We start from the raw sequence: 19,868 nt of genomic DNA on the forward strand, positions 1-19,868 counted from the left end.
GCTTGCGAAAAGGAGGAAATACGAATTGAGCAACGCATCCTTCATTGTCGTCGCCAACCGCCTCCCCGTCGACGCTGTGGTCGACTCAGAGGGAAACCGAACCTGGCGCCGATCCCCTGGCGGCCTCGTCACCGCCCTCGAACCCGTACTCCAGGCCAATCAGGGCACCTGGATCGGCTGGGCCGGCATCGCCGGCGAAGCCCCTGACGCCTTCGAGTCCGACGGCGTGACCCTCATGCCGGTCCCGTTGAGCGAGAACGAGGTCCTGCGCTACTACGAGGGGTTCTCGAACGCCTCGCTGTGGCCGCTCTACCACGACGCGGTCGAACCGCGCGTCTTCCGCCGCTCCTGGTGGAAGTCCTACTACGAGGTCAACGAGCGCTTCGCCGAAGTCGCCGCCCGCGAGGCCGCCCCCGGGGCGGTCGTGTGGGTCCAGGACTACCAGCTCCAGCTCGTCCCGGGCATGCTGCGCGAGCGGCGCCCCGACCTGCGGATCGGGTTCTTCCTGCACATTCCGTTCCCGCCGGTCGAGCTGTTCATGCAGCTCCCCCACCGGATGGAGATCCTCAAGGGCCTCCTGGGCGCCGACCTCGTCGGCTTCCAGCGGCCCCTCGCGGCGCAGAACTTCCTCGCGCTCACCCGCCACCTCCTCGGCTACCGGCCCAGGGGCCACTACGTCACCGTCGACGACCGGCTCGTGCGCGCGGACGCCTTCCCCATCTCGATCGACACCGCCCACAACGAAGAGGTCGCGAGCACCGAACGGGTCCGCCAGCGCGCCAAGGAGATCCGGGCCGAGCTCGGGGAGCCGGAGACGATCATCCTCGGTGTCGACCGGCTCGACTACACGAAGGGCATCGAGCAGCGGCTCAAGGCCTTCCGGGAACTCCTGGAGGACGGGCGGCTGGAGGTGCCGAAAGCGGTCATGGTCCAGGTCGCAACCCCCAGTCGCGAACGCGTGGACCAGTACCGGGCGCTGCGCGAGCGCGTGGAGCGCGAGGTCGGGCGGATCAACGGCGAGTACGGGCAGGTCGGGCTCCCGGCGGTGCACTACCTGCACCAGAGCTTCGACCGGTACGAGCTGGCGGCGCTGTACCAGGCGGCCGACGTCATGGCGGTGACCCCGCTGCGCGACGGCATGAACCTGGTCGCGAAGGAGTACGTGGCGAGCCGCGTCGACAACCGCGGCGCGCTCGTCCTGAGCGAGTTCGCCGGTGCCGCAGGCGATCTGCGGCAGGCGTTCCTGGTGAATCCGCATGATTTGACCGATTTGAAAGACGGATTTGTGACAGCGGCGACCGCGCCCCTCGACGATAAGATGAAGAGGATGCGCGCGATGAGGCGGTATCTGCGCAAGCACGACGTGAGTCGCTGGGCGCGCAGTTTCCTCACAGCGCTAGGAGTTCCGGAGCGCAGCGCGGCGTACAATCCGGGCAGCCCGACAGCCGAAGTCTGATACCCGGCGTCGGGCGGCAGGCCAGAATTTCCGCAACGACGGTGTTGGAGAGATACGCCACGATGACCGCACCACGCCCTGAGGGCCCCGCGCCGGAGGACTTCAGCTCCTCCGAGGAATTGCGCTCAGCCCTCACACTGCTCGCCCGCGTTCCGCAGCTGCTGATCGCGTGCGACTACGACGGCACGCTCGCGCCGATCGTCACCGATCCCTCGCAGGCCATGCCGATTCCGGAGTCGGTCTCGGCCCTGCGGACGCTGGCGAACCTGCCGCAGACGAAGGTCGCGGTCATCTCGGGCCGCGCGCTGCGCGACCTGGCGGCGCTCTCCCGCCTGCCTTCCGAGATCCATCTGGTCGGGTCCCACGGATCCGAGTTCGACGTCGGCTTCACCCGGGCGCTCTCCAGCGAGGACCAGCGGTTGCGCGACAAGCTCGTGGCCGAGCTGTCCGCGATCGCCGAACGCTACGAGGGCGCCCGGGTCGAGCCCAAGCCCGCCGGTTGCGCGCTGCACGTCCGCGAGGCGTCCGACGCGGACGCGATGCGGGCCGTCGAGGACGTCCGCGAGGGTCCGTCCACTTGGGACGGCGTGCAGACGACCGAGGGCAAGGCCGTCATCGACCTGTCCGTGGTCACCACCCACAAGGGTGACGCGCTCGACAAGCTGCGCCACCAGCTGGGGGCCTCCGCGGTCCTCTTCCTGGGCGACGACGTCACCGACGAGAATGCGTTTGCGCACCTGCACGGCCCCGACGTCGGCGTCCGCGTCGGCCCGGGCCCCACCCGCGCCTCGTTCCGCATCTCCGACCCCGAGGACGTGGCGAAGCTCCTCGCGCGCCTGGTCGACACCCGCCGCGCCTGGCTCCAGGGCGAATCGGCCCAGCTCATCGAGCGGCACACGATGCTCGCCGACGGCGCCAACCACGCGCTGCTGACCCCTGACGGCCGCGTCACCTGGATGTGCCACCCGCGTCCGGACTCCGGCTCGGTCTTCGCCGACCTGCTCGGCGGCGAGCACGCCGGGCACTTCACCGTCCAGCCCGTCAACGCCGGCATCCCCCTCGGCCAGCGCTACGTCTCCGGCACGATGACCGTCGAGACCCGCTGGCCGGGCCTGTCGGTCACCGACTGGCTCGACTCCACGCCGCGGCGCCGGGGCGACCTCAACGCCACCGTCCTCGTCCGCGAGATCAGCGGCGAGATCCCGGTCAAGCTCACCTTCGCGCCCAGGCCCGAGTTCGGGCAGCTGCCCGTGCAGCTCCAGCCGGTCGGCGACGACGGCCTGCACGTCCTGGGCGGCCGCGAGCCCATCAGCCTCCGCTCGCCGGGCGTGGACTGGCACATCGAGTACGACGGCCAGCACTCGCTCGCCGTCGCCGTCGTCGACCTCGCCGCCGTCGGCGGCAGCCTCGTCCTCGAGATGCGCGCCGGATCGGCGAGCCTCGACGAGTGGTCGCCGGTCGTCGGCGTCCGCCGCCGCACCACCGAGGCGGGCTGGCGCAACTGGTCGGACTCGCTCAAGCTCCCGCGCGTCGAGACCGAGATGGTCTCGCGTTCCGCACTGGCGCTCAAGGCCCTCTGCTACCAGCCGACGGGCGCGATCCTCGCGGCCGGTACGACCTCGCTCCCCGAGGAGCTGGGCGGCGTCCGCAACTGGGACTACCGGTTCTGCTGGATCCGCGACGCCGCGATGACCGCGAACGCGCTCGTCGACCTCGGCTCGCTCCAGGAGGCCGAGGCGTACTTCGCGTGGGTCGCCGGGATCCTCGAGCGCACCGCGGGCCACCCCGAGCGGCTGGCCCCGCTGTACGACATCGAGGGCATGGCCCCGAGCCCCGAGGCGATCATCGACACGCTCCCCGGTTACGCCGGGGCGCGGCCGGTGCGCATCAACAACGCCGCGTCGAACCAGGTCCAGCTGGACGTGTTCGGCCCGGTGGCGATGCTCGTCGAGGCCGTCGCGCAGCGCCGCGGGCACCTCTCGGACTTCGAGCAGCAGGTCCTCGCCAATATGGTCGAGGCCGTCGCGAAGCGCTGGCACGAGCCCGACCACGGCATCTGGGAGGCCCGCCAGGCCCCCCGCCACCACGTGTACTCGAAGGTCATGTGCTGGGTGACGGTGGACCGCGCGCTCAAGGTCGCCGAGCACTTCGGCATGGAGTACGGGCCGGACTGGCACGAGCTGCGCGACCAGATCGCGAAGAACGTGCTGGAGCTGGGCTGGAACGACGAGGCCGGGGCCTACACGGCCGCGTACGGCCACGAGGACCTGGACGCGGCGTCGCTGTGGGTCGGCCTCTCGGGTCTGCTCGCGCCGGACGACCCGCGCTACCTCAAGACCGTGCTCAAGATCGAGGCCGGGCTGCGTTCGGGCCCGACCGTGTACCGCTACCACCGCGACGACGGCCTGCCGGGCACCGAGGGCGGGTTCATCATCTGCGCCGCGTGGCTCGCGGAGGCGTACCTGCAGGTGGGCCGCCGCACCGACGCCGAGGAGCTGTTCGAGCAGATCCTCGCGTGCGCGGGCCCGACGGGCCTCCTGCCCGAGCAGTGGGACCCGATCGCCGAGCGCGGCCTGGGCAACCACCCGCAGGCGTACTCGCACCTGGGCCTCATCCGGGTCGCGAACCTGCTGAACGGCCAAAGCGGACGCATCTGAGTCACCCTCAAGGCGAGGGCTACTCTGTTCAGGACGACAGCACGCTCTCCTGACAGGAAGCCCTCGCCTTGAGCTCCCCCACTCCTGCCATCCCCGGCTACCGCGACTTCGCGATGGTCGCGCACGGGTCGACCGCGTTCGTCTACACCGCCGTCCAGGAGCGGCTCGACCGCACGGTCGCGGTGAAGGTCCTGCTCGTCGACGACGACATGACCACCGCGGACTCGGTCGAGAAGGAGCTCGAGGCCACCGTCGCGGTCTCGAACCACCCGCACATCGTCTCGATCATCGACACCGGGCACACCGACGCGGGCCAGCCGTACATCGTCATGGAGTACTGCGAGGGCGGTTCGTACTCGGCGATCCTGAAGGCCAACGGGCCCTTGCCCGTCGACGACGTGATCGACGTGGGCGTGAAGATCGGGCAGGCCCTCCAGGCGGCGCACAACGCCGACATCCTCCACCGGGACGTCAAGCCCCAGAACATCCTGCGCGGCCAGTACGGGCCCGCGCTGGCCGACTTCGGCATCGCCCGCAGCGGCGCCTCGCTCGCCGCCACGGCCGCGATCGACAAGCTCACTCCGCTGCACGCCTCCCCTGAGGCGCTGCTGCGCCAGGCCCAGACCCCCTCGAGCGACCTGTTCAGCCTCGCGTCGAGCATGTGGCACCTCCTCGCCGGGTACGCGCCGTTCGCGAACCCCGAGGGCGGCACCGACCCCGACACGCACCGCGAACGCGTCACCTCCGACGCGCCGCCGCCGAAGCTGCCGCGCGAGGACGTGCCCGAGTGGCTGGAGAGCCTCCTCGTGCGCGGCCTCTCGCGCGACCCTGCCCGGCGGCCCGCTTCGGGCCAGGCGTTCGCCGAGGAGCTCCAGAGGGGCATGTACGGCGGCGGGGTCGGCAAGGCCGCCGCGCCTTCCGTCATCGGCGACGTCAGCAACGAGGCGACGGTGTACCGCCCCGAGGTCGCCTCGCGGGGCACCCGGGTGCCGCTCGACCCGTTCGCGCCCGTGCAGCCGGTGCCGCAGCCCGAACGGGGTGGCACGCTCGGCGGCGGCATGACCGGCGGCCGCACCGGCGGGTACGGCGCTGAGCTCGGCCACGCGGTCGACCCCCGGTACGCCCAGCTCGACGGGAGCACGCAGGGAGGCCCGGTCTCGGCCGCGCCGTTCTCCGGCGCCCCGATGAGCGCGCAGCCGTTCTCGGGTGCGCCCATGAGCGCCCAGCCGTTCTCCGGTGCGCCGCAGCAGCACGCCGCGAACGTCGCACCGTACTCGGCGCCGCCGCAGGCACCGGTGAGCATGCAGCCGCCGCCGATGCCGTGGAACGGGCAGGCCCAGCAGCAGTCGGTGCAGCAGGCTCCGCAGGAGCAGGTCTTCGCGCCCCCGGTGATCGGCCGCGACGGCACGAAGCAGCGCAAGACCAAGGCGTACAAGGCGCCCAAGCAGGTCCAGCCGAAGCAGAAGGACGAGCGGAGCCTCAAGTCGTACGTGATCCTCGGGCTCGCGATCACCGTGCTGCTCGGCGGGATCATGACGGTGTGGCTGTGGATCATCACGCCCAACAAGGACGGCGGCGACCTGGACCAGGCGAACACCGAGGGCGGCGGCGCCGCGCAGACGCTCACGATCGATTCGTGGGCCGAGGGCGAAGTGTCGCTGAGTTGGACGGCCCCCGAGGACGCAGAAGGATTGCGGTACATCGTGTTCGCCCAGCGGGTGGGCGACGAGAAGGCCGAGCCGCTCAACAAGGACGGCACATTGGAGACCGAGTTCACCGCAGCGGGTCTGATCCCGAGCGAGGACTACTGCTTCACAGTGGGACTGCTGCGGGGCATCGACGACGTGCCGATGTCCGAGCCGGTCTGCACCGCCGATCTGGCGGACTGAGACGCTCGCCCCATTGGGGATCGTCCGATCGGGTGAGGCGCGGCGCTTCAGGGGGCTTATTCAGAGTGCCTGCAATTGCACGGAATGCAATTCCTGCATACGCATTCTCGAACAGACGATCGAGCAATTCCGAGGGCCCCTGAACCCGAGCACGAAAAAGCGCCCCACGCCCTGACGGGCATGGAGCGCGAAGTCGCGGGTGCGAGACCTAGGCGGCGACGGCTTCGGCGGAGAACACGCCGGCCTCTTCGAGACCCTTGAGGGTGGTGTCCCAGCCCTGCTCCGCGGGGAGCTTGGCGGCGAGACCCTCGATCTCGGCCTTGATCTTCTCGCCGTGACCGGCGGCGGCGAGAGCCTTGACGGCCTCGGTGAACGCCTCGGAGCCGGTGGCGAGGTGCAGGGTCTTGCCGTCGGTCAGGTTGCGCAGGTACACGTGCTTCCCGTTGTTCAGCGGGATCAGGTACTTGAACTCGCCGAGGACGCTGAGTCCAGCGCCGCCCTTGGCCTGGCCGGCCTTGACGGACGCGCGTGCTGTCTTGGAAGTGTTGGCTGCCACGCCGGTCTCCTCACCATGTCGTGTAAGACGAATCTTCGGCCTGACACAGGGAGAGCAGCCCGAATGGCGGGCGCTGAACCTGGGTTGGACCACAAAAGAAAACCGACAGTACGCCGGTCATGCGCAAGTGTAGCTCAGGTGCGGGGTGCGGCAACTAGCACACGTACCGGGTGTGACGCATCGAATGATCGAAAAAGTGAGCCCGCGGAGCGGTTTAAGCCTAGCGCGATGCTTTCGAAGCTGTCAGTATGTAACTGAGCGGAATAGCGCGCCGGGTTCGAGTTCATCCCACTCTCATCCCGGCCGATGCTCGATGCACGGCTTCAAGTCGTAGCGAAATGACCACAAGGAGTGAGCCAGTACTCAGAGACGCCGATTCCCAAGGAGGTGCGCGATGCAGACACGCGGCGTGATCTACATCCACTCCAGCCCGTCTGCGGTCTGCCCGCATGTCGAGTGGGCGATCGGCCGTGTCCTGGAGCGCTCCGGCTCCGCGAGCCAGGGCGTGAAGCTGGGCTGGACCCCGCAGCACGCCGAGCGCGCCACCATGCGGGCCGAGCGGGCCTGGACCGGCTACGCCGGCATGGGCGCCGAGTTCGCGAAGGCCCTCGCCCAGTGGCCGATGCTGCGCTTCGAGATCACCGAGGACCCGAGCGCGGGCGTCGACGGCGAGCGGATCATGCACGTCCCCGGCCGCGGCATCTACCGCGCCGCGATGAGCGCGGGCGGCGAGATCATGATCGCCGAGGACCGCATCCGCGCGCTCCTGGCGACCACGACCAGCGCCGAGGCGCTGCGCAACGGGCTCGACCAGCTGCTGGGCCTGGAGTGGGACCGCGAACTGCGGCCCTTCCGCCAGGCCGCTGGCGGCACCGAGCAGTCCTGGCTGTCCCAGGTCGGCTAAGACGGACACACCCGACCCCGGGGTGCGGATCCCCGCCCCCGGGCACACCAACGCCCGCAACGCGATGCGTTGCGGGCGTTGCGCTGTCGGTCGTGCTGCCGCGTTGCCGCGACGCCTCGCCGCCTAGATGTCGGCAGTGAGGTTGTCGAAGTTCGGGCCGTCGGTGCGCGAGCGCTTGAGCTCGTAGAAGCCCGGCGTGGTGGCCACGGCGTAGACGCCGTCCCACAGCTTCGCGGCGGCCTCGCCCTGCGGGGCGGGGGTGACCACGGGGCCGAAGAGGCCGACCTGCACGCCCTCGTCGTTCTCGACGGCGACCACCGGAGTGCCGACGTCGGTGCCCACGAGGCCGATACCGCGCTGGTGGGAGGCGTTCAGTGCCGCGTCCCACTCCTCCGTCTTGGCGGCGTCGGCCAGCTCGACCGGGAGGCCCGCGGCTTCGAGCGCGGACGGGATGTAGACCTCGGCGTCCTTCTCGCCGCCGAGGTGGATGCGGTTGCCGAGGGCGGTGTAGAAGCGGCCGAGGGTCTCGTTGTCGTACTGCTGCGCTACAGCGGTCGCGACGCGCACGGCCGCACGGGTCTTCGGCAGCATCTGCTGGTAGAACTCGGGTAGCTCGTCCATCTTCGGCTCGTTGAGCACGTACAGGCTCATCACGTTCCAGCGGACGTTGATCGGGCGGAGCTTCGCGGCCTCGATGATCCAGCGGGAGGTCATCCACGCCCACGGGCAGGCGGGGTCGAACCAGAAGTCGACGGTCTTGGTTTCAGCCATGCCGACTAGACTACTTCAAATTTGAACACGATTTCGAGGCGGCTCGGTCCAGGCGCCTCGACCCTATGATCGAGACACAACGTGGAACCACGATAAAAGGGATAAACTTGCCGTCGATGCTGGTGAATACGCGACAAGATGACATAACGGGCCGCCTTTTCGCGCCCGCCCTGGAACCGTCCCGCACCGACGGCCCCCTGATCGAGATCCTCACGCTCTCGCGGCTGCGCGCGAGCGGTGACGCTCCCGCTCTGACGCGGCCGTTCAGGTCCGACCGGCACTGCCTGCTCACCCTCACCTCGGGCGCCATGCGGCACTCGGTGGACTTCATCGAGCACCCGCTCGGCCCCAGCCAGTGGCTGTGGGCGCGGCCGGGCCAGGTGCAGCAGTGGAGCGGCCTCGACCAGGCCGAGGGCACCGTCATCCGCTTCGCGACCGAGTTCCTGGACCCCGACACGTCGATCGGCGTGTGCGTCGACGACCCGCACGCCCCCGTCGTGCGCGTCCCCACGAGCGAGGACCACGCGCTCCTGCGCGCGGCGACCACGCAGCTGCAGTGGGAGCACTCCGCCGACCGGCTGCCGCTCGACACGCGGCTCCAGGTCCTGCGGCACCTGCTCGCCGTCCTGGTGCTGCGCGTCGCGAGTCTCCCTGCGCCGCAGGCGGGACCGGAGCCGAGCGAGGTGTACCTGGCGTTCCGCGACGCCGTCGAGCGCGACTTCGCGAACTCGAGGCGGCTCAGCGACTACGCCGAGGCGCTCGCCTACTCCCCCAGGACCCTCTCGCGGGCCACGCTCGCCGCGGCCGGGATCCCCGCCAAGGAGTTCATCGACCGCCGCGTCATCCTCGAGGCCAAGCGCATGCTCGCCTGCTCCCCGACCCCCGCCGCCCGCATCGGCGAGCGCCTCGGGTTCAGCAGCGCCACCAACTTCAACAAATTCTTCGCACAGCGAACCGGCACGACCCCGATCGCCTTCCGAGCCGCGACCCAGGCACAACCCGTGTCCCCTACCCGCTGAACTGGCACAACACCGGACTGTCGGACCCATGTGGGACAGTCATGTCATTTCTTCGGTAGGTCGGAGGTGGATGCGGGTGGGAAGGGGCACGCCCTATAGCCACCGCGACGCGGAGCGCGGCGAAGCCGCGCAAGCCGCGGCACGGGCGGCTGCGTCGACCGCGCGGCGCTCCCCTAGCTCGCCGCCGCGAACACCGTCTCCGGCTTGGCCTTGCCGCCCTGCTCCGTCATGACCGCCAGCAAGTCACCGCTCTCGCTGAGGACCGCGTATCGGCCCTCGATCCCCGCCGCGTCGAGCGGCTTGCCGTACGACAGCGCCTTGGCCTCCGCCTCGGTCGCAGTACGCGTCGGCATGAGCCGCGCCGCCGCCTCGCCCATCGCGAGCGCGCCCAGCGGCTCGCCCCCCTCCGAGCGCTCCGCGAGCACCTCCAGAGTCGCGGCCGTGTCGAGCCCGAAGCCGCCGATCCTGGTGCGCCGCAATGCGGTCAGATGCCCACCGACGCCGAGCGCCGCACCGAGGTCGCGCGCGATCGCGCGGATGTAGGTGCCGGACGAGCACGACACCCGCACGTCGACATCGATGACCGGCAGATGCGGGTCGCTTGCCGCGTGCGCGCTGCGGATGTCGCCGACTTCGATCGAAGCGATCGTAATTCGACGCGGTTGCAGTTCGACCACTTCGCCGTCGCGCACCCGCTTGTAGGCGCGCTGGCCATCGATCTTCACCGCACTCACGGCACTCGGCACCTGGTCGATTTCACCGACCATGGCTGCGAGGCCCGCACGGATCGAATCCTCAGTCACTTCATCCGGGACCACGTAGTCGATGAGGTCGCCCTCCGCGTCGTCGGTGACAGTGGATTCACCGAGCCGGATCGTCGCCGCGTAGGACTTGTCGAGGCCTGACACATAGGTGAGCAGCTTGGTGGCCTTGCCGACGGCGACGATGAGGACGCCCGTGGCCATCGGGTCGAGCGTGCCGCCGTGGCCGACTTTGCGCGTGCCGCAGATGCGGCGCATGCGGGACACGACACCGTGCGAGGTGATGCCCTGCGGCTTGTCGACGACGATGAGGCCCGGCAGCGGCTCGGGTTTAGCGGATCTGGTCACGGTCGTAGAGGCTAACCGCGCCTCGACGCACGCCTGCCGCGCGGGTGGCTACTGGTGCCGGTCGAGCGATTCCTGAAGGGCGCGCAGTGCCTCCGCCTTCTCCTCGTCCCAATTATCGGGACGGGTGCGGCGCTTCCGTCGAGTCGATGAATGAGTCTTCATCCTCGACACCTTAACGAAGGTTCAGGCGAAGTTCATCGCACAATTCACATAGTGGGATAAGAATTCTCAGGTGCGCTCGGCCCCGGTGACGGCCCAGTCGCCCGAGCGCAGGCGCCAGAGGATCATGCCGAGGCGCACGAGCATGAACACCGCGATGCCGCCCCAGATGCCGGTGAGGCCCCACCCGAACACGAGCGTGAGCCACGTGAAGGGCAGCCCGCTCGCGATCGAGATGACGGTCATGTTGCGCATGAACCGCAGGTCGCCCGCGCCGATGAGCACGCCGTCGAGCGCGAACACGACCCCGGCGACAGGCAGGAGCAGCACGAGCCACGGCCAGATGAAGCCGAGCTGGTCGTGGACGTCGGCCGAGGCGGTGAACAGGTCGGGCAGGACCGGCAGCGACGCGAGCACGACGAGGAGGAAGACGAGGCCGTACCCGAGGCCGACGATCGTCAGGCGCTTTGCGGTGGCGCGAGCGGCCGCGGGCCTGCCCGCGCCGAGGTCGGCGCCGATGAGGGCCTGCGCGGCGATCGCGACCGCGTCGAGGGCGAGCGCCGCGAAGAACCACAGCTGCATGCCGATCTGGTGCGCGCCGAGCGCGGCCGTGCCGACCCGCGCGGCCACGGCGGTGGCCGAGAAGGAGCTGACCTGGAACGCGATGCCGCGGATGATGAGGTCGCCGTTGGCGACGAGCTGCTTCGACATGAGCGGCCAGTCGACGCGCAGCGGCACGCGCTCGCGGCGCAGCGCGAGCAGGAACAGCACGCCCGAGACGGCCTGCGCGACCGCGTTGGCCCAGGCCGAGCCGACCAGGCCGAGCCCGACCGGGTAGACGAGGATCGGCGCGAGCACCGCCGAGAGCAGGAACGACGCGGTCACGAACCACATGGGCCGCTTGGTGTCCTGCACCGCGCGCATCCAGCCCTGACCGGCCCCGGCCGCGAGCAGGAACGGCGCGCCGAGGACGGCGACGCGCAGCCATTCGGCGGCCGCGGCCTCCACGGCGGGGTCGTCGCCCATGAGCCCGGCGACCGGGCCCGCGAGGAACTGGAAGGCCACGATCATGACGAGACCGGCGGCGAGCGCGAGCCAGGTGCCCTGGACGCCTTCGGCGACCGCGCCGGGCCGGTCGCCGGCGCCGTAGCGCCGGGAGGCCCGGGCGGTCGTGCCGTAGGCGAGGACCGCGCCGATGAACGGCGCGAGGCCCATGATGACGCCGCCGAGGGCGAGCCCGCCGAGCGGCACCGCGCCGAGGTGGCCGACGACGGCCGTGTCGATCAGGAGGTAGATCGGCTCGGCGGCGAGCACGACCAGGGCGGGGATCGCGAGGGACGCGATGCGCCCGTACGAGGCCGGGCGCGGCGCGGCGTCGGAGGCGGCCGGGGTCACCGGGTGGACTCTTCCGAGTCCTCCTCGTCCTCTTCGTCCTTGACAATGTACGGGTTCTCTTCGCCCGCGTAGGAGGCGCCCTCGGCGATCTTGTGGACCTCCGCGTCGGCCGCGGCGGCCTGCGCGAGGAGCGCCTCGATCCGGTTGGCCTGGTCCGGGACGGTGTCGGCGATGAACTGGAGGGACGGCGTGTGGCGCATCCCGAGGGCGCGTCCGACGGTGGTGCGCAGGTGCCCGGTGGCGCGCTCCAGACCGGCCGCGGAGGCCTTGACCTGCTCCTCGTCGCCGAGGACGGTGTAGAAGACCGTCGCTTCGCGCAGGTCGGAGGTGACCCGCGCGTCAGTGATGGTGACCATGCCGACCCGGGGGTCCTTGAGCTTGCGCACCGCCTGGGCGGTCAGCTCCATGACCCGCTTGGAAACCTGGGCCCGCTTCGCTGCGTCTGCCATCGCACTCCTGCCTTCCGCTACTCGCGCATCTCGTCTCGGATGCGCCTTACTCCGCCGCCCGATGGGCCGCTACTGGTCTCGCTACTCGTCTTCTGGGCCGAAGACGCGCCGCCGGACGCTCAGGAGCTCCACTTCGGGACGGCCCGCGACGTGGTGCTCGCAGGCGTCCAGGAGCTCTCGGACGTGCCGGTTCTCGCTCGCAACGGCGGCGACGCCGATGGTAGTGCGGCCGTGGACGTCCTGGTCGCCGACCTCGGCCACCGCCACTTCGTACTTCCGCAGCGAGGCGACGATCGGGCGCACGTAGGAGCGCTTGGCCTTCAGTGAGCGGGAGTCCGGCGGGAGGAGGAGGTCGAATTCTGCGCATCCGGTGAACACCGCTCTACATTACGCGCCGCCTCCGACATCCCCAAGATCTTTTCACCCTCGGCGAAGCCGGCGACACGTAAATCGAGGGAGTCCGAAAACATCGGTTTCGCGACCTTCATCACGGGTTACTGCCACCATGGGGCCCAGGAGCGGGCCGTCACGTGCGGCCTGCGGGCTTCGCCGAGGAGGAGGAACCATGTCGGCACCCCAGAACGGCTGGGCCGGGAACCAGGACCCGACGAGGCGGTACCCGGCGGCGGCGCAGCCGCAGCCGGAACCACAGCGCCCGACGGTCGACGCCGCGAAGCTCTGGGCGGGCGGGTTCGGCACGGCCGTGGTCGCCGCCCTGGTGGCGCTGGTCGGCATCCTGCTGGTGCGCGGCGTCTTCGGCATCAACATCCTCTCGCCGTCGGACGCGGGAGCGTACGGCGACGCGAGCACCACGACATACGCGTTCGGCGCGTTCGGCGTGGCGATCCTCGCCACCGGCGTCGTCCACATGCTGCTGCTGCTCATGCCGAGGCCCATGAGCTTCTTCGTGTGGATCATGCTGCTGGTGATCGCGGTGGGCGTGCTCATCCCGTTCACCGTCGTGGCCGACCTGGAGTCGCAGATCGCGACGGCCGGGCTGAACCTCGTCATCGGGATCTGCATCCTGAGCCTGCTCAACTCCGTGGCCGGGATCGCGACGCGCGAGCCGCGCCAGCCTGGGGCCGGAGTGCGTTGAGGTAGGGCTGTCCCTACCTTGAAGACACAGGACGGCCGGGTCGCGGTGGCGACCCGGCCTTTCTAGTGTTGACGCATGCGTACAACCCTGCGACAACTGGGCGTCGACACCGGCTATCTGCTGTCGATGTTCTTCATCGCCTTGCCCGCCTTCATCATCGGCGTGGTCGGCACCGTGCTCGGCGTCGGCACAGCCGTCATCTGGATCGGCGTGCCCATCGCCGCCGCCACCCTCTTCGCGATGCGCGGCATGGCCGCCGCGGGCCGCTCGATGCTCCCGGCGGTGCTGCGCCGCGAGCTGCCCCGCCCCCGGTACAAGCGCGCCCGCGAGGACGCCTCGGCGCTGCGCCGGTACCTGACCCCCCTCACCGACGGACAGTCGTGGCTGAACGTGCTGTGGGCCGTGACGATCCTGCCGATCGCGATCGTCGGGTTCGTCGTCGCGATCGCGTGGTGGACCGCGACCGCCGCGACGCTCCTGTACCCGCTGTACAGCTGGATCATCGAGGCCGCGACCGGCGGCGACAGCGACGACGGCCTCCACTACGCGACGGTGTGGCTCGGCTGGGGCGACTCGTACACCGCCCGCTCGATCCTCGCGATGATCGGCGGCGTCGTCATGGCCCTGACGCTCGTCCCGGTCCTGCGCGGCCTCGCGCTCGCCCAGGCGTACGTCGGGAAGGGCATGCTGACCTCCATCAGCGGCCTGCACGAGCGGATCGACCAGCTCGACGAGGCCCGCAACGCCGCGACCTCCGCCGAGGCCGACGCGCTGCGCCGGATCGAGCGCGACATCCACGACGGCCCGCAGCAGCGACTCGTGGGCCTGGGCATGGAGCTGGCCCGCGTCAAGCGCCAGCTCGCGACCAATCCTGAAGCGGCGCAGGCGACCCTGGAGGCGGCGATCGCGCAGACCAGGGAGACCATCGACGAGCTCCGCTCGCTCTCGCGCGGCATCGCCCCGCCGATCCTCACCGACCGGGGACTGGACGCGGCGCTCGCGGCCCTGGCGGCGCGGTCGCTCGTCCCGGTCGAGCTCGACACGAACCTCAACGGCCGCTACAAGGCCAGCGTCGAGAGCACCGTCTACTTCGTGACCGCCGAGTGCCTGACGAACATCGCGAAGCACTCCCAGGCGACGAAAGCGACCGTGTCGGTCGAGGACTGGGGAGATAGGCTGGTGCTCTCGGTCGGCGACAACGGGATCGGGGGCGCGCACGTCTCGAAGGGGCACGGGCTCTCGGGTCTCACCGACCGGGTCAAAGCCGTCGAGGGCCAGTGGACCATCGACTCCCCCGACGGCGGTCCGACAGTGATCGTCGTGGAGGTTCCGTGCGTGTAGTGGTGGCCGATGACGCAGTGCTCATCCGCTCAGGGCTGGTCAAGCTCCTGGAGGAGTTCGGCTGCGAAGTGGTCGCCGAGGTCGGCGACGGCGACGCCCTCGTGGAGGCCGTCGCCGAGCACCGGCCCGACGTGTCGGTGGTGGACGTGCGGATGCCGCCGTCCTTCACCGACGAGGGGCTGCGGGCGGCGACCCGCGCCCGGGAGCTGGTGCCGGGCGCGCCGATCCTCATCCTCAGCCAGTACGTGGAGGTCTCCTACGCGGACGACCTCCTCGCCGACGCCCGGGGCGCGGTCGGCTACCTGCTAAAGGACCGCGTGATCGACGTGGACGACTTCATGGACTCGCTCAAGCGGGTCGCGGGCGGCGGCACGGTCTTCGACCCCGAGGTCGTCTCGCAGTTGATGGTGCGCCGCAGGAAGAACGACCCGGTCGCGACCCTCACCCCCCGCGAGAAGGAGGTCCTCGGCCTGATGGCAGAAGGGCACTCCAACAAGGCGATCGGCAAGAAGCTCTTCATCTCCGACGGCGCGGTGGAGAAGCACATCCGCAACATCTTCACGAAGCTCACGCTCAGCAGCGAGGACGGCGACCACCACCGCCGCGTCAAGGCGGTCCTGGCGTACCTCAGGTCCTAGACGAGGAAGCCGCGTTCGACGAGGCCGCGGATCACGGGGTAGAGCTGGGCGTAGAGCATCGCCGGTTCTGCCCCGTACGTGTCGGCGAGGAGCTGGACCTGAAGGCGCACTTCGGCTTCGCCGTTGCAGCCGCCCATGAACTGGACGACGAGCGGGTCCAGTTCCTCGGCGTAGCGCATGCCGTCCGCCTGCTGGAGCCACTGGCGGTCGACGTCCCAGCCTTCCTCGCCGATCGCGGCGGTCTGCTGGAGGACGACGCCGTCGGCGACGCGGAGCTTCGCCTGCCACAGGGTCTCGGGCTCGAGGTCCCTGGCGCGCACCGCGAACCAGTCCTCGACGCGGTCGCGCCAGGGCGTCTCGACCGAGTGGCGGGCCTCCTCGCAGCAGACCTCGGTCGGGCCTTCGACGCGGCGGACGCTGACGAAGCCGAACCCGACGCCTTCGACGCGCTGCGCCTCGAACCAGTCCAGCCAGGCCGCGGCCTGGTCGGCGTCGTGGTCCTCGCCGGAGTCGCGCAGCCAGGTGCGCACGTAGTCGAGCGGGTCGAGCTTCTCGCGTTCGACGACCCAGACCCGGACGCTTTCGTCGGGGAACCAGCCCGCGACGCGCTCGGCCCAGTCCTCGCCCGCCACATGCAGCCAGTTCGCGAGGAACTGCATGGTGCCGCCCGGGTTGAGCAGGTCCGCCGAGGCCGCCGCGAGCTCGGCGGCGATGCCGTCGGCCTCGCGGCCGCCGTCGCGGTAGGTCCAGCCGGGGCCGGGCGTGCCGATCACGAACGGCGGGTTGGCGACCACGAGGTCGAAGCGGCGGCCAGCGACGGGTGCGAGCAGGTCGCCTCGCAGGAGTTCGAGCGCTGCGCCGTTGACGGTCGCGTTCAGGTCCGCGAAGGCCACCGCGCGTTCGCTCAGGTCGGTGGCGGTCACGGTCGAGGCGTGCCCGGCCAGGGCCAGGGCCTGCACGCCGCAGCCGGTGCCCAAGTCGAGGGCGCTGCCGACCGGAGTGCGGAGCGTGGCGTCCATGAGGAGCTTCGAGGCGCCGCCGATGCCGAGCACGTGCTCGCGGGTGCGGCCGCCCGTGGTGTTCGGCAGCTGGTCGGAGAAGAGCAGCCGGTCGCCTTCGAACTGGGCGCCCCAACCGGCCGATACCTCTTCGCCGCCGACGAGGAGGCCGCAGGCGAGCGCCTCGTCGATACCGAAGGGCGCGAACGCCTTCGACGCCGCGTCCCGGGGCACCGGTACACCGACGACGAACAGGCGGGTCCACACGCCGAGGGCGTCGTCCCCGCACCGCGCGAGGAGGGCCCGGTAGTCGCCGCGGTCGGCGGCGGCCGTCGTCTCCGGGCCGTAGACGGCCGACAGCGCGGCCCGACGGAAGCCCCGGAGGGCCTCGCCGAGCCGCGCTGCGGCTTCGGTCTCGAGGAGACGCACTAAACGCGCGGCTTCTCGCGCATCTCGAAGGCTTCGATGACGTCGCCCTCTTCGATGTTGTTGTAGTTCTTCAAGGTGAAACCGCACTCGAAGCCCTCGCGGACCTCGGTCGCGTCGTCCTTGAACCGGCGCAGCGACGAGATGGTCGTCTCGATGACGACCGCGCCGTCGCGCATGAGGCGGACCTTCGCGTTGCGCTTGATCGAACCGCTCGTGACCAGCGCACCGGCGATGTTGCCGAGCTTCGAGGAGCGGAACACCTCGCGGATCTCGGCGGAGCCGAGCGCCACTTCCTCGTACTCGGGCTTCAGCATGCCCTTGAGCGCGGTCTCGATCTCCTCGATCGCCTGGTAGATGACCGTGTAGTACCGGACGTCCACGCCTTCGCGCTCGGCCATGTCGCGGACGCGACCCTCGGCTCGAACGTTGAACGCGATGATCGTCGCGGGCTCGCCGTCGCCGGCCGCCGCGAGGTTGACGTCCGACTCGGTGATCGGACCGACGCCGCGGTGGATGACCTGCAGGTGCACTTCCTCGGGGATCTCCAGCGCGACCAGGGCCTCTTCGAGGGCCTCGACCGAACCGGCACCGTCGCCCTTGATGATGAGCGACAGCGTGGTGCGCTCGCCTTCGGCGATCTTGTCCATGAGGTTCTCGAGCGTGGTGCGCGAGACGCGGGACGCCTGCTGAGCGGCGCGGCGGCGGGCCTGACGCTGCTCGGCGATCTGGCGGACCGTGCGGTCGTCGTCGGCGGCGAGGAACACGTCGCCCGCCATCGGGACGGACGCGAGGCCCTGCACCTGCACCGGGAACGACGGGGTCGCCTCGGTGACGCGGTGGCCGTCGGCGTCGTGCATCGCACGGACGCGTCCGTGCGCGCCGCCGGCGACGATCGAGTCGCCGACCCGCAGCGTGCCCTTCTGGACGAGCACCGTGGCGACCGGGCCGCGGCCCTTGTCGAGGTGCGCCTCGATGGCGATGCCCTGCGCGTTGCCCTCTTCCGAGGCCTCCAGCTCCAGGGACGCGTCGGCGGTCAGCAGGACCGCCTCGAGCAGGTCGGCGATGCCGATGCGCGGCTTCGCGGCCACGTCGACGAACATGGTCTGCCCGCCGTACTCCTCGGCGACCAGGCCGTACTCGGTCAGCTGCTGGCGGACCTTGCCCGGGTTCGCGTCGGGGAGGTCGGTCTTGTTGACCGCCACCACGACCGGAGCGCCGGCGGCGCTCGCGTGGTTCAGGGCCTCGACCGTCTGCGGCATGACGCCGTCGTCGGCCGCGACCACGAGCACCACGATGTCCGTGACGTTCGCGCCTCGGGCGCGCATGGCGGTGAACGCCTCGTGGCCCGGGGTGTCGATGAAGGTGATCGCGCGGTCTTCGCCCTCGTGCTCGACGTGCACCTGGTACGCGCCGATGTGCTGGGTGATGCCGCCCGCTTCGCCCGCGACCACGTTGGAGCTGCGGATCGCGTCCAGCAGCTTCGTCTTACCGTGGTCGACGTGGCCCATGACGGTGACGACCGGGGGACGCGCGACGAACGTGTCCTTGTCCTCGGCGTCGAGGTCGATGCCGAACTGCGAGAGCAGCTCGCGGTCCTCTTCCTCGGGGGACACGATCTTGATGTCCCAGTCGAGGTGGGCGCCCAGGAGCTCGAAGGTCTCCTCGGACACGGACTGCGTCGCGGTCACCATCTCGCCCAAGGAGAACAGCTCCTGGACGAGAGTGCCCGGCAGGGTGCCGATCTTGTCGGCGAAGTCGGCGAGCGACGCGCCGCGGGCGAGGCGGATGGTCTCGCCGTTGCCGCGCGGAGCGCCCGACTGCATCCTCGGCGCTGCGAGGTTGTCGAACTCCTGGCGACGCTGACGACGCGACTTGCGGGACTTGCCGCGAGGGCCGCCGCGGCCGAACGCGCCTGCCGCACCGCCGCCGCGGGCCTTGCCGCCGCCGCCTGCGCGACCGCCGCCGCCGCGGTAAGGCGCGGGCGCACCGGTCGAAGGACCGGAACCGCCGCCTGCACCGCCTGCTGCGCCACCGCCGCCGCCGGCACCGCCGAACGTGCCGCGGTAGTTGCCGCCGCCCCCACCGGGACGACCGCCGCCGCCGCCGGGACGGCCTGCGCCGCCGCCGGGTCCGCCGCGACCGCCGCCGCGGGCCCCGCGGGGACCGCCGTCACGGCCGCCGCCGGCCGGACGACCGGGCATCATGCCCGGGTTCGGGCGCGGAGGCATCATGCGCGGGCTCGGGCGGGGACCGCCCGGGCGCTCGGCGCCGCCGTCAGCGGCGGCCGGGCGCGGCTTGGCGCTGGCACCGCCGACGCCGAACGGGTTCTTGGGGCCCGGCTTCGGGGCACCCGGACGGGCGGCCGGAGCGGGCTTGGGGCCGGGCTTCGGAGCGGCGGCGGCGCGCTTGGCGGCCTCGGCCTGCTCCTGCTGGCGCTTGACCAGCTCCTCGGCGCGCTTCTGCTCCGCGGCCACCTCGATGTCGCGGGCGCTCGTGGGCTGGGCGGCCGGAGCCGGGGCCGGAGCGGGCTTCGGGCCCGGCTTCGGCGCGGCCGCACCCGGCTTCGGGGCGGCCTTCTTCACGGCCTTCTTCGCTTCGGCCTCGGCCTTCGCCTCGGACTTGGCGTCCTTGGCCTCGACCTTGGCCTGCATGATCTTGGACGGGCTCGGAGCCGCCGGGCGCGGGCCCTTGGGGGCCGCCGCCTTCACGGGCTCGGGCGTCGGGGTCTCAGTCTTCCCGGCCGACGCAGCCGGGGCGCCCTGTGCGGCGTCGTACTCCTGCCGCAGCCGACGCGCCACAGGCGCTTCGACCGTGCTCGACGCTGACTTCACGAACTCGCCCATGTCACCGAGGCGGGCGAGCAGTTCCTTGCTCGTCGTGCCCAGTTCCTTGGCGAGTTCATGTACGCGGGGCTTTGCTGCCACTGCACTCCTCAATTCGAGGTCGTACGGGCAGCGCCCGCCGACCTTATCTACCGACTAGCAACGCGTTCATTCGCAGAA

At 70.7% G+C, this 19,868-nt stretch carries 16 protein-coding genes; 8 read left to right on the forward strand and 8 right to left on the reverse strand.

Features of this window, described 5'->3' with window-relative positions; all coding sequences use genetic code 11:
- Positions 1-25 precede the first annotated feature (25 nt).
- From ACGGCP_RS03760 to ACGGCP_RS03770, 3 genes are all read left to right on the forward strand, one after another.
- A complete protein-coding gene (locus ACGGCP_RS03760; protein ID WP_392960595.1) occupies positions 26-1,456 on the forward strand; it encodes a trehalose-6-phosphate synthase in 1,431 nt (476 codons plus the stop codon).
- Positions 1,457-1,518: 62 nt separating this feature from the next.
- Positions 1,519-4,113: a trehalose-phosphatase gene (gene otsB, locus ACGGCP_RS03765; RefSeq protein ID WP_392960598.1), complete on the forward strand. Its 2,595-nt coding sequence runs from the start codon at positions 1,519-1,521 to the stop codon at positions 4,111-4,113.
- Between the two features lie 68 nt (positions 4,114-4,181).
- Positions 4,182-6,002, forward strand: coding sequence for a protein kinase (locus tag ACGGCP_RS03770; protein WP_392960601.1), 1,821 nt, complete (start codon positions 4,182-4,184; stop codon positions 6,000-6,002).
- 208 nt (positions 6,003-6,210) lie between these two features.
- Here the strand turns inward: ACGGCP_RS03770 and ACGGCP_RS03775 are convergent, their stop codons facing one another.
- Positions 6,211-6,558 carry a hypothetical protein gene (locus tag ACGGCP_RS03775; RefSeq protein WP_392960604.1) on the reverse strand — a complete coding sequence of 116 codons (348 nt, stop codon included), beginning with the start codon at positions 6,556-6,558 and terminating at the stop codon, positions 6,211-6,213.
- Between the two features lie 394 nt (positions 6,559-6,952).
- Between ACGGCP_RS03775 and ACGGCP_RS03780 the strand changes: the two genes are divergently transcribed.
- Entirely contained in the window at positions 6,953-7,462 is a 510-nt protein-coding gene (locus tag ACGGCP_RS03780; protein ID WP_392960607.1) for a DUF3145 domain-containing protein, read from the forward strand.
- Positions 7,463-7,585: 123 nt separating this feature from the next.
- On the opposite strand, the gene ACGGCP_RS03785 is transcribed toward ACGGCP_RS03780, so the two are convergent.
- Positions 7,586-8,233, reverse strand: coding sequence for a disulfide bond formation protein DsbA (locus ACGGCP_RS03785; protein WP_392960609.1), 648 nt, complete (start codon positions 8,231-8,233; stop codon positions 7,586-7,588).
- Positions 8,234-8,349: 116 nt separating this feature from the next.
- Between ACGGCP_RS03785 and ACGGCP_RS03790 the strand changes: the two genes are divergently transcribed.
- Positions 8,350-9,252: a helix-turn-helix domain-containing protein gene (locus tag ACGGCP_RS03790; RefSeq protein WP_392960611.1), complete on the forward strand. Its 903-nt coding sequence runs from the start codon at positions 8,350-8,352 to the stop codon at positions 9,250-9,252.
- Between the two features lie 173 nt (positions 9,253-9,425).
- Here ACGGCP_RS03790 and truB read toward each other — a convergent pair whose 3' ends face one another.
- The 4 genes from truB to ACGGCP_RS03810 all read right to left on the reverse strand — a co-directional run bounded on the left by truB (position 9,426) and on the right by ACGGCP_RS03810 (position 12,742).
- A complete protein-coding gene (gene truB / locus ACGGCP_RS03795) occupies positions 9,426-10,361 on the reverse strand; it encodes a tRNA pseudouridine(55) synthase TruB (protein WP_392960613.1) in 936 nt (311 codons plus the stop codon).
- Between the two features lie 228 nt (positions 10,362-10,589).
- A complete protein-coding gene (locus ACGGCP_RS03800) occupies positions 10,590-11,915 on the reverse strand; it encodes an MATE family efflux transporter (protein WP_392960615.1) in 1,326 nt (441 codons plus the stop codon).
- Entirely contained in the window at positions 11,912-12,364 is a 453-nt protein-coding gene (gene rbfA / locus ACGGCP_RS03805) for a 30S ribosome-binding factor RbfA (RefSeq protein WP_392960617.1), read from the reverse strand. Before rbfA ends, ACGGCP_RS03800 begins: the two co-directional genes overlap by 4 nt.
- Positions 12,365-12,445: 81 nt before the next feature.
- Positions 12,446-12,742, reverse strand: a complete 297-nt coding sequence (locus ACGGCP_RS03810) for a DUF503 domain-containing protein (RefSeq protein ID WP_392960619.1) — start codon at positions 12,740-12,742, stop codon at positions 12,446-12,448.
- Positions 12,743-12,929: 187 nt separating this feature from the next.
- Between ACGGCP_RS03810 and ACGGCP_RS03815 the strand changes: the two genes are divergently transcribed.
- The 3 genes from ACGGCP_RS03815 to ACGGCP_RS03825 all read left to right on the forward strand — a co-directional run bounded on the left by ACGGCP_RS03815 (position 12,930) and on the right by ACGGCP_RS03825 (position 15,439).
- Positions 12,930-13,460 carry a DUF6069 family protein gene (locus tag ACGGCP_RS03815; RefSeq protein ID WP_392960621.1) on the forward strand — a complete coding sequence of 177 codons (531 nt, stop codon included), beginning with the start codon at positions 12,930-12,932 and terminating at the stop codon, positions 13,458-13,460.
- Positions 13,461-13,535: 75 nt separating this feature from the next.
- Positions 13,536-14,801 (forward strand): sensor histidine kinase, encoded by a 1,266-nt coding sequence (locus ACGGCP_RS03820; RefSeq protein WP_392960624.1) that lies wholly within the window; start codon positions 13,536-13,538, stop codon positions 14,799-14,801.
- Positions 14,792-15,439, forward strand: coding sequence for a response regulator (locus ACGGCP_RS03825; protein WP_392960627.1), 648 nt, complete (start codon positions 14,792-14,794; stop codon positions 15,437-15,439). The genes ACGGCP_RS03820 and ACGGCP_RS03825 overlap by 10 nt, the downstream gene beginning before the upstream one ends.
- Here ACGGCP_RS03825 and ACGGCP_RS03830 read toward each other — a convergent pair.
- Together ACGGCP_RS03830 and infB are read right to left on the reverse strand one after the other, a co-directional pair.
- Positions 15,436-16,866 (reverse strand): methyltransferase, encoded by a 1,431-nt coding sequence (locus tag ACGGCP_RS03830; protein ID WP_392960630.1) that lies wholly within the window; start codon positions 16,864-16,866, stop codon positions 15,436-15,438. The two genes, ACGGCP_RS03825 and ACGGCP_RS03830, sit on opposite strands and share 4 nt — an antisense overlap.
- The gene (infB, locus tag ACGGCP_RS03835; protein WP_392960633.1) at positions 16,866-19,790 is read right to left on the reverse strand and encodes a translation initiation factor IF-2; all 2,925 of its coding nucleotides are present in this window, start codon (positions 19,788-19,790) and stop codon (positions 16,866-16,868) included. The genes ACGGCP_RS03830 and infB overlap by 1 nt, the downstream gene beginning before the upstream one ends.
- Positions 19,791-19,868 lie beyond the last annotated feature (78 nt).

The sequence above is a fragment of the Glycomyces sp. NPDC048151 genome, assembly GCF_043202775.1.
Lineage (GTDB): Bacteria > Actinomycetota > Actinomycetes > Mycobacteriales > Micromonosporaceae > Glycomyces.

What these genes read in the sequence shown, in the direction of transcription:
- ACGGCP_RS03785 (WP_392960609.1), bottom strand. Translation starts at nt 8,233, where the DNA reads ATGGCTGAAACCAAGACCGTCGACTTCTGGTTCGACCCCGCCTGCCCG.
- ACGGCP_RS03780 (WP_392960607.1), top strand. Translation starts at nt 6,953, where the DNA reads ATGCAGACACGCGGCGTGATCTACATCCACTCCAGCCCGTCTGCGGTC.
- ACGGCP_RS03815 (WP_392960621.1), top strand. Translation starts at nt 12,930, where the DNA reads ATGTCGGCACCCCAGAACGGCTGGGCCGGGAACCAGGACCCGACGAGG.
- ACGGCP_RS03820 (WP_392960624.1), top strand. Translation starts at nt 13,536, where the DNA reads ATGCGTACAACCCTGCGACAACTGGGCGTCGACACCGGCTATCTGCTG.
- rbfA (WP_392960617.1), bottom strand. Translation starts at nt 12,364, where the DNA reads ATGGCAGACGCAGCGAAGCGGGCCCAGGTTTCCAAGCGGGTCATGGAG.
- ACGGCP_RS03790 (WP_392960611.1), top strand. Translation starts at nt 8,350, where the DNA reads ATGCTGGTGAATACGCGACAAGATGACATAACGGGCCGCCTTTTCGCG.
- otsB (WP_392960598.1), top strand. Translation starts at nt 1,519, where the DNA reads ATGACCGCACCACGCCCTGAGGGCCCCGCGCCGGAGGACTTCAGCTCC.